Source organism: Halosolutus gelatinilyticus, from assembly GCF_023028105.1.
Taxonomy (GTDB): Archaea; Halobacteriota; Halobacteria; order Halobacteriales; family Natrialbaceae; genus Halosolutus; species Halosolutus gelatinilyticus.
The window spans coordinates 2,554,930-2,566,805 of sequence record NZ_CP095491.1; the positions used below are offsets into that span (position 1 = coordinate 2,554,930).

At 66.8% G+C, this 11,876-nt stretch carries 9 protein-coding genes; 3 read left to right on the forward strand and 6 right to left on the reverse strand.

Features of this window, described 5'->3' with window-relative positions:
• Positions 1–73 precede the first annotated feature (73 nt).
• Complete coding sequence (gene mfnA / locus MUH00_RS12675; protein ID WP_246999065.1) at positions 74–1,159, reverse strand: tyrosine decarboxylase MfnA; 1,086 nt, start codon at positions 1,157–1,159, stop codon at positions 74–76.
• A 180-nt stretch (positions 1,160–1,339) separates the two neighbouring features.
• Here mfnA and MUH00_RS12680 point away from each other — a divergent pair, with 180 nt between their 5' ends.
• The gene (locus MUH00_RS12680; RefSeq protein WP_246999067.1) at positions 1,340–2,632 is read left to right on the forward strand and encodes a glycosyltransferase family 2 protein; all 1,293 of its coding nucleotides are present in this window, start codon (positions 1,340–1,342) and stop codon (positions 2,630–2,632) included.
• Between the two features lie 12 nt (positions 2,633–2,644).
• Here MUH00_RS12680 and ppsA read toward each other — a convergent pair whose 3' ends face one another.
• Both ppsA and MUH00_RS12690 read right to left on the reverse strand, forming a co-directional pair.
• On the reverse strand, positions 2,645–4,987 hold the full coding sequence (ppsA, locus tag MUH00_RS12685) for a phosphoenolpyruvate synthase (protein ID WP_246999069.1): 2,343 nt from the start codon (positions 4,985–4,987) through the stop codon (positions 2,645–2,647).
• Between the two features lie 222 nt (positions 4,988–5,209).
• A complete protein-coding gene (locus tag MUH00_RS12690) occupies positions 5,210–6,118 on the reverse strand; it encodes a PhzF family phenazine biosynthesis protein (RefSeq protein WP_246999071.1) in 909 nt (302 codons plus the stop codon).
• 215 nt (positions 6,119–6,333) lie between these two features.
• Here MUH00_RS12690 and MUH00_RS12695 point away from each other — a divergent pair, with 215 nt between their 5' ends.
• The gene (locus tag MUH00_RS12695) at positions 6,334–7,452 is read left to right on the forward strand and encodes a S8 family peptidase (RefSeq protein ID WP_246999073.1); all 1,119 of its coding nucleotides are present in this window, start codon (positions 6,334–6,336) and stop codon (positions 7,450–7,452) included.
• A gap of 43 nt (positions 7,453–7,495) precedes the next feature.
• Here the strand turns inward: MUH00_RS12695 and thiC are convergent, their stop codons facing one another.
• On the reverse strand, positions 7,496–8,917 hold the full coding sequence (gene thiC, locus MUH00_RS12700; protein ID WP_246999075.1) for a phosphomethylpyrimidine synthase ThiC: 1,422 nt from the start codon (positions 8,915–8,917) through the stop codon (positions 7,496–7,498).
• Positions 8,918–9,143: 226 nt separating this feature from the next.
• Here thiC and MUH00_RS12705 point away from each other — a divergent pair, with 226 nt between their 5' ends.
• Positions 9,144–9,842: a phosphoribosyltransferase gene (locus MUH00_RS12705; protein ID WP_246999077.1), complete on the forward strand. Its 699-nt coding sequence runs from the start codon at positions 9,144–9,146 to the stop codon at positions 9,840–9,842.
• Positions 9,843–9,857: 15 nt separating this feature from the next.
• On the opposite strand, the gene MUH00_RS12710 is transcribed toward MUH00_RS12705, so the two are convergent.
• Positions 9,858–11,318, reverse strand: a complete 1,461-nt coding sequence (locus MUH00_RS12710; RefSeq protein ID WP_246999078.1) for an MATE family efflux transporter — start codon at positions 11,316–11,318, stop codon at positions 9,858–9,860.
• 146 nt (positions 11,319–11,464) lie between these two features.
• The gene (locus MUH00_RS12715) at positions 11,465–11,806 is read right to left on the reverse strand and encodes a DUF8108 domain-containing protein (protein ID WP_246999079.1); all 342 of its coding nucleotides are present in this window, start codon (positions 11,804–11,806) and stop codon (positions 11,465–11,467) included.
• Between the last annotated feature and the right edge of the window lie 70 nt (positions 11,807–11,876).

An 11,876-nucleotide genomic window follows, 5' to 3' on the forward strand; every position in this document is an offset into this window, starting at 1 on the left:
CCTGGGCGGGGCTGCCAAAAACGCGTATCGGTTTCGGCGCCGACGAGCGGCCGGTCGACGCTCGCCGATCCGCTCAGTCGTCGCCGGCGATCGGCACGCTCGCGCGCACCTCGAGGCGATCGAGGTCACCGATGAAGGAGGCGAGCATCTCGCGGCTGACGTGGGGCATGCAGACGATCCGAAGCTCGCCCGACCCCGTTCGCGAGATCCGCCACCCCCTCGCCCGGAGCGCGTCGAAGGTCGATCGCGGCACGTCGGCCGCAACGAGCGGCAGCGCCGGATCGACGACCTCGTAGCCGCGTTTCTCCAGGGCATCGGCCAGCCACTCGGCGTTATTCCGCGATCGGACGTACTGGCTGCGGTAGCCCGCGGGCCACAGCTCCTCCATCGCGGCGACGGCGCTGGCGACGCCCGCACCCGACCGCGTCCCGGTGAGCGTCGCCTGGGAGGTCGACTCGAGGTACGGCGTGGAAACCGCGAGTTCGTCGAGCAACCCGGCGGAGCGGACGAGCAGTCCGCCGGCCGGCACCGCGGCCTGTCCCATCTTGTGCGGATCGATCGCCATGGTGTCGACGGGCGCGTGCGCGAAGTTCCACTCGTAGTCCGTGAAGGGCAGGACGAACCCGCCCCAGGCGGCGTCGACGTGGAACATGGCGTCGACCTCCCGGGCGATCGATCCGAGTTCGGGAATCGGATCGACGCGGCCGTACTCGGTGGTGCCGGCGACGCCGATCACCAGCGCCGTCTCCTCGTCGACGCAGGCGCGGACGGCGTCGAGGTCGACCCGGTAGTCGTCGTCGGTCGGGACGATGCGGAGCTCGACGCCGAGTACGTCCGCGGCTTTCCGGAAGCTGAAGTGGCCCGACTCGGGCATGACGACGTTCGGGGTGTCCGCCTCGCACCGCTCGCGGGCGATGCGGACGGCCTGGATGTTCGCTTCCGTCCCGCCGCTGGCGACGTATCCCGCGGGTTCGTCGAGGTCCGCGATCTCGCCCAGCATCGCGATCGCGTCGTCCTCGAGGGCCGCAACGGCCGGATAGGTTCCCGGGTCGCCCGGATTCGTCGCGAGAAATCGTTCGGCCGCGTCGCGCGCTACCGGGTGTGGCTCCGTACACATCGACGAGAGCACCCGATCGAACGACTGCGGCTCCGCTTGCATATCGCGTACGTAGTTGGTCGACGGTTTAGTAGTTGCGTTTATCGGTCGCGAACCGCTCTCGCGGGGCTCGAGCGCCGAATCGACGATCGGATCCGGGTCGACGAGCCGGCCGTCCTCGATCGACGTCTCGATCGCTCGAAACAACACATATTGATAACCGGTGCGTTGAAATGGCCGTCCATGAACGGCCGTCTGCCGCGCGCGGTGGAGCACGCCGGAACCGCCGCCGGCGCCGCCGGACTGTTGCTCGTCGGACTCGTCCACGGGGCGGACGTGCAGCGGCTGACGATCGATCTATTCGTCGTCACGATTCGATTCGTCTTCCTCGAAGCCCTCTCGACCGTGGCCGTGTTCACGCTGTTCGTGACGCTCACCGGCGCGCTCCTCGTTCGCGAAGTGTGGACGTCTCGGGACGCCGTTCAACCGATCGCCGACGGCCCGCCGGTGACGGCGATCGTCCCGGTCTATCGCGATCATCGGGTGATGGACGCGAGCGTCGAGAGTCTCGTCGAGAGCGAGTACGACCCGCTCGAGATCGCGATCGTCGCCGAACCGAACGACGACGCGACCTGCGAGCGCGCCCGCGAGCTCGCGGACGCCCACGACGGGGTCGAGGTACTCATCAACGGCGAGTCCGGTTCGAAAGCGGGGGCGGTCAACTACGCCGTCAGGGAACTCGACGCCGAGAACGTAGCCGTCTTCGACGCCGACGAGTGGATCGCCCCGGAGTTTCTCTCCCAGGCGATGGGTGCCCTCTCCGACGGGGCGGACGTCTTCCAGGGCCGGCGCGTTCCGCGCCCGACCGGTCCCGTCGAGACGGTCGCCTACTGCGAGCGGATCGTCTTCCACGCGAGCTACAAGCTGGTCGAACTGTTCGACTTCACGAACTGCCGGAGTTCCTCGACGGTGATGACCCGCGAGGCGTTCGAACGCGTCGACGGCTACGACGACGTGCTCACCGAGGACCTCAACTTCGCCCACGCCTGCTATCGCGAGGGACTCGACGTCAGGCAGGCCCGCCAGTGCACCAACACGATGGAGGCACCCCACACGCTGTCCGACCTCTGGGGACAGCGAAAGCGCTGGCGCGTCGGCCAGATCGAGGTGTTACACGCGACGCTCGTCGAACTGCTCCGCGGACGGGTCCGCCGTCGCGGCCTCGTCTCGATCGGCCGGATGTGTTCGAGCCTGTTCGGGTGCCTGGTCACGCTCGCGCTCGCCTCGAAACTCCTCCTCTTGCTCGTTCTCGACGTCGAATCCGCGTTTCTGATGCCGTTTACCGTTCTTCTGGCGACGATCGGGCTCGTCGCGTGGCGCGACCGGAGAGACGGCCGAATCGACGGCCTCCACTGGTGCGTCGTCCTCGCGCCGCTGTTCTACCCCGCCTTCGGCATCCTCACGCTGAAGTCGCTGCTCGGGTACGGTCTGAGCTGGGACGGGGGCTGGTACCGGGTCGAAAAGACGGGAACGTGACCTCGGAAGCGGTTATCGAACCGACTCGAGCATCAGCTTCTGCTCGACCCGCTTCACTTCGTGCTGGACGTCGCGGACGGCGTCGATGTTCGCGGAGATCGAACTCACGCCCTCGTTGACGAGGAACTGAGCCATCTCCGGCTTGGAGCCGGCCTGGCCGCAGATGCTCGTGGCGACGTCGTGTTCGCGGCAGGTCGCGATCACGTCGCCGATCAGCCGGAGCACGGCGGGGTGGAGTTCGTCGAACCGATCGGCGACGTGCTCGTTGTTCCGATCGACCGCGAGCGTGTACTGGGTGAGGTCGTTCGTCCCGAAGGAGGCGAAGTCGATGCCCGCCTCGGCCATTCCCTCGATCGACAGCGCGGAGGCGGGTGTCTCGATCATCACGCCCCACTTGCGCTTTTCGGGGTCGATCCCGGCCTCCGTCAGCAGCTGTTTCGCGCGGTAGACGTCCTCGGCGTCGTTGACCAGCGGGAACATGATCTCGACGTTGTCGTAGCCCATCTCGTACAGCCGACGGAACGCCTCGAGTTCGTGGGCGAAGACGTCCGGTCGATCGAGCGAGCGCCGGATGCCGCGGTAGCCGAGCATGGGGTTGTGCTCGTCGGGCTCGTTCTCGCCGCCTTCGAGCTGGCGGAACTCGTCGGTCGGGGCGTCGAGTGTGCGCACGCGGACGGGGCGCGGGTAGAACTCGTCGGCGACGGTGCGGACGCCCTGAACGAGTTCCGAGACGTACGCGTCCTCGCCCTCGTCCTCGATGAACTTCGCGGGCGTCCGATTCAGCGAGAGGATCATGTGCTCCATGCGGAGCAGGCCGACGCCGTCGGCGCCGGTGGCGGCCGCTCGTTCGGCGGCCTCCGGAATGGAGACGTTCACCTTGACCTCCGTCGCGGTCATCGGCTTGACCGGCGACTGCGGACGGACCTCCTCGACGGGTTCGGTCTCCTCGTCGGGTTCGACCTCGCGTCCCTCGAGCACCCGGCCCTTCTCGCCGTCGAGCGTGACAACCTGGCCGTCCTGGAGGACCGTCGTGGCGTTGGTCGTGCCGACGATCGCGGGGACGCCCAGTTCCCGCGAGACGATCGCGGCGTGGCTGGTCATGCCGCCCTCGTCGGTGATGATCCCCGCGGCGCGTTTCATCGCGGGAACCATGTCAGGCATCGTCATCTCGGTGACGATGATGTCGCCCTCGCCGACCCTGTCGAGGTCGTCGAGTTTCTTGACGATCCGGGCGGCGCCGCTGACCGTTCCCGGACTCGAGCCGAGGCCGTCGACGACGACCTCGCTGGACGCGCCGGACGTCCCAGCCTCCGTCCCGGTGTCTTCGGCGGCCTGGACGCTACCGCTGCCGTCGGTCACCCCCTTCGCCGCCTCGATCTCGCTCTCGAGCGGATCGACGGCGCCCGCGTCCTGCTCGTCGATCGTCGTGATCGGCCGCGACTGGAGCATGTAGACGTCCCCATCGGCGATCGCCCATTCGACGTCCTGGGGCTGGTCGTAGTGGTCCTCGACGCGCTCGCCGAGATCGAGCAGTTCGTCGATCTCGTCGTCGGCGAGAACGCGCGCGTTGCGCTTTTCCTCGGCGACCTCGCGCTCGACCGTCTCGCCGGTTTCCTCGTCCTTGACGTGCATCACCTTCTTCTCGGCGACGGTCGCGTCGATCGATCGATCGTCGCGCTCGACGACGTAGTTGTCCGGCGAGACGGCGCCGGAGACGACCGCTTCGCCGAGGCCCCAGGCGGCTTCGATGATCATCGTCGGATCGCCGGTCGAGGGGTGGCTCGTGAACATCACGCCGGACTTCTCGGCGTCGACCATCTGCTGGACGACGACCGCGATGTTCACCGCCGAGTGGTCGAAGCCCTGCTCCTGGCGGTAGTAGATCGCCCGCTGGGTGAACAGCGAGGCCCAGCACTCGCGGACCCGATCGAGCAGGGCCTCCTCGGTGACGTTGAGGAACGTCTCCTGTTGGCCGGCGAAGGACGCGTCGGGCAGATCCTCGGCCGTCGCCGACGAGCGGACGGCGACGAAGGCGTCCCCGTCGCCGACCTCTCGGTAGGCGTCGAGGATCTCCTCGCGGCGGTCCTCGGGGAAGGGAGTTTCGAGGATGAGTTCTTGCGCGCGATCGGCCGCCTCGGCGAGCGCGTTCGACTCGTCGACGTCGACGTCGACGGCGGCGAACAACTCCTCGTCGATGTTCGCCTCTTCGATGAACGAGCGGTACGTCCCCGCGGTGACGACGAATCCGGGCGGGACGGGCAGCCCGGCTCCCGTCAACTCGCCGAGGGACGCACCTTTTCCGCCGACCGTCTCGAGGTCGTCGGCGCTGATTTCTTCCAGCCAGAGTACAGCCATCTGTACCTGCGTGGTCACTCGACCGAATAAAGAAGGTTGCGAACAGCCCGCACGAATCGTAACTCGTGGGTGAATGACTTCTCTCGAGTCGGTGGCAATTTTTGGGCCCCCGACCGGCGGTGCGCCACCCGGACGGTCCGCCGACCCCGGCGGTCCGCAGTCGGCGTCGGACGCCCCGATCGCGCGGGCGAAGCCGGCGGACGGTTCGCTGATCCGATCGACTCAGGCTTCGAGGATCTCGTCGTCTTCGTCCGCGGGGACGGCGATCGTGCCGTCGAGGACCGTCACGCCGCGGCCGCCGACCCGAACGGTTCCCGCCACTCGAACGGAGACGACTCCGGGCCGGTCGACGTAGTGGCCCTGCTCCAGTCGCAGTTCGTCCGGAAAGTCGTCGTCGAACGCGCCGAACCGATCGAGGTACGCGCCGACGGCGCCGCTCGCGGTCCCCGTGACGGGATCCTCCGGAACGCCCGCGCCGGGGGCGAACATCCGCCCGTGGAGGGTCGATTCGGCGCCGAGGGCGTCGAACGTGAACACGTAGACCCCGGTCGCGTCGACGTCGTCGGCGAGCGCTTCGATCGCGCGCATGTCCGGCTCGGCGTTCCCGAGATCCGAGAGGTAGGTGATGGGAACGATCAGGAACGGGAGTCCGGTCGAGGATACCGCGAGCGGGAGGTCGGCGCTCGCACCCTCCAGCGCGGCTCGCTCGACGCCGAGCGCGTCGGCGATCCGATCGTAGTCGACGTCCACTTCGCGGATCGTCGGCGCGTCCTGGGTCATCCAGACCGTCCCGTCCGACTCGACCTCGATCTCGAGCACCCCAACGTTCGTTTCGAGCGTCGTCGTTCCCGCGTCGAGCCCCTCCTCGCGGAGGATTGCGAACGAGCCGATCGTCGCGTGTCCACAGAGGTCGACCTCCTGGGTCGGCGTGAAGTAGCGAATCCGCCGATCGGCGTCGTCGCTCCCGAGAACAAAGGCGGTCTCGCTCACGGAGAGTTCGTTCGCGATCGCCTGCATCTGTGCCGTCGAGAGGCCGTCGGCGTCGGGGACGACGCCAGCCGGGTTCCCCGCGAGCGGTTCGTCGGTGAACGCGTCGACGAGTCGCACTCCCACCGTCCGTGTGTCGTACATATTCCATCGAAGGTGTAGCCGGGACCAAAGTCGTGTCGACCCGCCGACGGTGATTCGTCGGTGGACGGTTTCGCCCGGGGTTCCGATCGACCTCTCGAATTACCTAACTACCATTCAACACGAACAGAAATCAGTAGAAAGTAATTGAGCGCTAGATATTTTCAATTTCATTCAGAAAACAATAATTATGAAAACGTCGTTCAGACGATCGCTAGATGAGTAATAATAATCAAATAAGAAGGCGAAACGTACTGCGAACGATCGGCGGATCGGCGGCCCTCGGACTCGCCGGAACCGTGGCGGCTTCCGAGGAACTGCTGGAGATCAACGTCGGGTTCGATGACGAGCGCGGCGCCGAGGTCGCGCGAGCGGAAGCGGCCGGCGGCGTGAAACGGGAGTTCGCGTTCGGCGCGGTGACGATCGACGTCCCCGAGACCGCGGCGAAGGGTCTGAAGAAGAACCCGCACGTCGAGTACGTCGAGAAGAACGGCGAGATGCGGGCCCTCGATGACTACCCGTGGGGGATCGAACGGGTCGAGGCCGACGTCGCCCACGACAGCGGCTACGGCGGAGCCGGCGCCAGCGTCTCGGTCATCGACACCGGTATCGACTCGTCGCACTCCGATCTCGAGGGGAACGTCGCCGGCGGAGCCTGTTTCTCCGGCTGTTCCGAGGGCTGCGAGACGTGCTGGGACGACGACAACGGGCACGGCACCCACGTCGCGGGCACCGCCGGGGCAGCCCTGAACGGCGACGGCGTCGTCGGCGTGGGTCCCGACGTCGACCTCTACGGCGTCAAGGTGCTCGACGGCAACGGAACCGGCACCTACTCGGACATCGCAGCCGGCATCGAGTGGACCGCCGACCAGGGGATCGACGTCGCGAACCTCAGCCTCGGCGGGCGCTACTCGGGCGTCATCCACGACGCCTGCCGATACGCCGCCGAGCGCGGCGTCCTGCTCGTCGCCGCGGCGGGCAACGGCGGTTGTGCCACCTGCATCAGTTATCCCGCGGCGTTCGAGGAGTGCATCGCCGTCAGCGCGACGGATCGGGACGACACACTCGCGAACTTCTCGGCCTCCGGCCCCGAGATCGAACTCGTGGCGCCCGGCGTGGACGTGCTGTCGACGTATCCCGACGACGACTACCAGCGCCTCTCCGGTACGTCGATGGCCGCTCCGCACGTCGCCGGCGCCGGCGCCCAGCTGATGGCCACCGGCCTGTCTCGCGCAGACGCGCGCCAGCGACTCCGCGACACGGCCGACGACATCGGACTCCCCGCCGAGCAGCAGGGGTACGGTCTGGTAAACGTTCGGCGGGCGCTCTGGCCGTAACGACCGCTTCGACGGTTTTCGAGTACGGTTCGCGATCGACCGATCAGTCGTCTCCGGACGGGACCTCTTCCGCGAGAGCGTCGCGTTCGTCGACCTCGTGCGTCCCGGTCGGCGGCAGGTTCACCTCCGCGGCGGGCGAGGAGTCGAGATCGGTCGTCGATTCGAGGCGGGCCATCTCGCCATCTTCCCTCGCATCCTGATCGATCCGCATCGAACAGAACTCGACGCCGCACATCGAGCAGAAGCGCGCCTCCTTGTAGTTGTCTCCGGGGAGCGTCTGGTCGTGGTAGTCGCGGGCCCGATCGGGATCGAGCGCGAGGCGGAACTGCTCGCGCCAGTCGAAGGCGTACCGGGCCTCCGAGAGGGCGTCGTCCCAGTCCCGGGTGCCCGGTCGTTCGTTGGCCACGTCGCCCGCGTGTGCGGCGATCCGGTACGCCGCGAGGCCCTCGCGGACGTCTTCCTCCTCGGGCAGCCCGAGGTGTTCCTTGGGCGTCACGTAACACAGCATCGCAGCACCGGCCTGCGCGGCCATCGCGGCGCCGATCGCGCTCGTGATGTGATCGTAGCCGGGCGCGATGTCGGTCACGAGCGGCCCGAGGACGTAGAACGGGGCGCCGTCGCAGACGGCCTGCTGGCGCTCGACGTTCTCGGCGACCTTGTGCATCGGGACGTGGCCCGGTCCCTCGACCATCACCTGGACGTCGTACTCCCGGGCGCGGCGGGTGAGTTCGCCGAGCGTATCGAGTTCGGCGTACTGGGCCTCGTCGCAGGCGTCGGCCAGACTGCCCGGCCGGAGACTGTCGCCGAGGCTGAACGTGACGTCGTGTGCGGCGAAGATCTCACAGATCTCGTCGTAGACCTGAAACAGCGGGTTCTGCTTCCCGTGAGACTCCATCCACGACGCCATAATCGAACCGCCGCGCGAGACGATTCCCGTCTTCCGCCCGTCGGTCAGCGGCAGATGCTCCAGCAGGATTCCGGCGTGGATCGTCATGTAGTCGACGCCCTGCTCGGCCTGCTTCTCGATGACCTCGAGAAGCAGGTCTTTCGTCAGGTCCTCCGGACTCCCCGCTCGCTTGACGGCCTCGTACAGCGGCACCGTCCCGATCGGCACGGGCGAGCGATCGACGTGCATCTCGCGAATCTCGTCTAAGTCGCTCCCCGTCCCCAGGTCCATCACCGTGTCCGCGCCGTAGTGGACCGCCGCGTGGAGTTTCTCGGCCTCTTCCGCGAGATCGCTGGTCGTCTCGCTGTTGCCGATGTTCGCGTTGACCTTCGTCGCGAACTCGCGGCCGATGATCATCGGATCGATCGCGTCGTGGTTCCGGTTCGCCGGGATCACGGCCCGTCCCGCGGCGACCTGCTCCCGAACGAACTCGGGATCGCGGTTCTCGCGCTCGGCGGCTCGTTCCATCTCCTCGGTGATCGTTCCCTCGCGGGCGGCTTCGATCTGGGTTCGCGCCATCGATAATCTAGTTGTATTACTCGATTATATAGCTCTGGCGCTGTCCTGTCCGGTCCCTGGCTGGCCGATCGAGCGGTGATCGACGGGATCGAGAGTCGATCGAGTTTCGGTTCCGCGGACCGTGTCGTGGAGTCGAAAATGTGACGTCCAGTTGCTATTTCGGAAGGTACCCCGTTTCAGCCCACTTATAGGCTCCCCGGACCTGGCACCGAGTAGGTGCAACCAGATGTCCGACTTACCGGACGACTTCGACTGTACGATCACGAACTGGGACTACATCTACGGCCTGTGTCGAGACGTGAGCGACGAGGTTCGACGCGACGAGTTCGAACCAGACGTCATCGTCGCGCTCGCCCGCGGCGGCTGGTTCGCGGGCCGGTGTCTCTGTGACTTTCTCGGACTCGACGATCTGACGAGCCTGAAGATGGAACATTACGTCGGCACCGCCGAGAAGAGCGGCGAACCGACCGTCCGGTACCCGATGCCCGAGGGCAGCGTCGAGGGCAAGGACGTCCTCATCATCGACGACATCGCCGACACCGGCGGCTCGATCGAACACGCCTACGAGTACGTCGACGAGCGGGACGCCGACGAAGTCCGCACGGCGACGCTCCAACTCCTCCAGACGAGCGTGTTCGAACCCGAGTACGTCGGCGAACGCCTCGAGGAGTGGACCTGGATCGTCTACCCGTGGAACTTCATCGAGGACATGACCGATCTGATCTCGGGCGTGATGGACCAGGCCGACCAGGAGACGTTCACGCGGGAGGAGATCCGTCACTTCCTCGCCGAGTTCCACGGCATCGATCGGATCGAGATGGAGATCGCACAGCCCGATCGGATTCCCGAGGTGCTGGCGGAGATGGAACGACGCGACGTCATCGAGTCGACGGGGCCGGACGAGTGGGCGCTCGCGACGGAGTGAACGCGATACCCTCGATTACTCGGCGAGTGTGCTATCCTCGGCTGGATCGGCTTGATCGGCCGAGTCGGCCGTCGATCCCGGTTCCTCCTCGACGATCGACTTCTTCCACGTCCCGCGCGTGAACCACGCGACGGCCGCGATCGCGCTGGCGACGTCGCCGAGCACGACGCCCGTCCAGATCCCGGTCGTTCCCCACTCCGCGATGAAGATGAGGTAGTAGGTGATCGGGACGCGGACGATCCAGAGTCCGAGCACGGCGAAGACGAGCGCCGTCTTCGTGTTGCCCGCGCCGCGGAACGCCCCCTGAATCACCTGCAGGACGCCCATGAAGACGAACGCGAACGCGGCGAACTGGAGGTACGTGACGCCGTAGGCGATCGTCTCGGCGCGCCCCGCTTCGTCGGCCGTGAGGAAGACCGAGACGAACGGCTCGGGGAAGAGGAAGGCGATCGCGCCAGCGAGGAGCATGATGCCGGCGATCACGCCGGACGCGATCCACGTCGCCTTCGCCGCGCGATCGGACCTGTCGGCACCCAGGTTCTGGCCGACGATCGAGTCCGTCGCCTGACCTAGCCCCATCGCCGGCAGGAACGCGAGCGAGATGAGTCGGTTGCCCAGGCCGTAGGCCGCGACCACCGCCGGCGGGAAGGTGACGACCATCGCCGTCATCACGACCAGCGCCAGGGCCGTCATCGACTGCTCGAGGGCCGTCGGCACCCCCAGCCGGACGATCTCGGTGACGTACTCGAGGCGCGGGCGGATGTGGTCGACGCCGATCTCCGGGCCGACGTCCGTGTAGTACAGCAGGTAGAAGCCGACGGCCGTCGCAATCGCTCTCGAGAGAACCGTCGCGACGGCGGCGCCGGCGACGCCGAGTTCGGGGAACACCCACCAGCCGAAGATCAACAGCGGATCGAGCAGGAGGTTGATCACGACGCTGATCGCCATCACGCGCATCGGCGCGCGCGTGTTGCCGTACCCCCGCATGAGCGAGGCGAAGACGAAGAAGCCGAAGACGAACGGAACGCCGAGGAAGAAGATCTCCAGGTACTCGGCGGCCAGCGGGAGGATCTCCGCTTTCGTGTCGCTATCGGCGGGCAGCGCCTCGAGCATCGGCTCCGTCGCGTAGTAGCCGACGATTCCGAGGCCGATCGCGACCAGCGAGATGAACGAGATCGTCTGTCCGGCGATCAACCCGCCCTTCCCGCTCTCCGCGCCGGTGTGCTGGGCGATGAGGATGGCGCCGGCCGCGGTGAACCCGCCGCCGACGGAGATCACTAGAAAGAGGAGCGGGAACGCGAGGCTGATCGCGCCGACGGCGTCGGGCGAGAGCGCGCCCAGCCAGAAGGTGTCGCCGACGTTGTACGCGACCTGTAACAACTGAATGACCACGAGGGGCCACGCCAGTCTGAACATCGGGCGAACGAGTTCGCCCTCCGTGAGACTGTCTTCGTTTACGTTCGGCCCGCTCGACATACCACTATCCAGACGGTCGGTCTATTTGTGCGCTCGGGAGATGTGATAACGCTGGACAATCCGTTCGTCCGAAATGCGGTGGCGTCCGATCGGCGACGGTCGTGCGCCGGGTTCCGATCGGCCGAGTCGGACGTCGCGCGGAACGCCTACTGGCGATCCCGATCGACGACCCGCTCTCTCGCCTCGTCGTCTCGGCGGTCGCTCGATGGCCGGGTCGCGGTCGCGGAATCCGACCGATCGTGGTCCCTCGTCGCGCAGTCGAGACAGTAGTGGTTACGCCCTTCCGACAGCGATCGGACGGGGACGCCGGCGATAACGAACTGCTCGCGGAATCGTCGGACGAGTCCGCGGGTCATCCGCGCCTCGCACGAAACGCAGCGCTCCGTGTGGTTCTCCTCCGGCCGAACCGTTCGGTGATCGACCGTTCGAACGCTTCCGAACTGCGTAATCGAGCGCCGCTCGTCCAGCCCGCCGCTCGGATCGGCCATTACTTTCGCGTTCGAACTACGATCACAAATATATTGCTCACGCGCTTCGAGCTGTGCTTTGTGCGTGCGA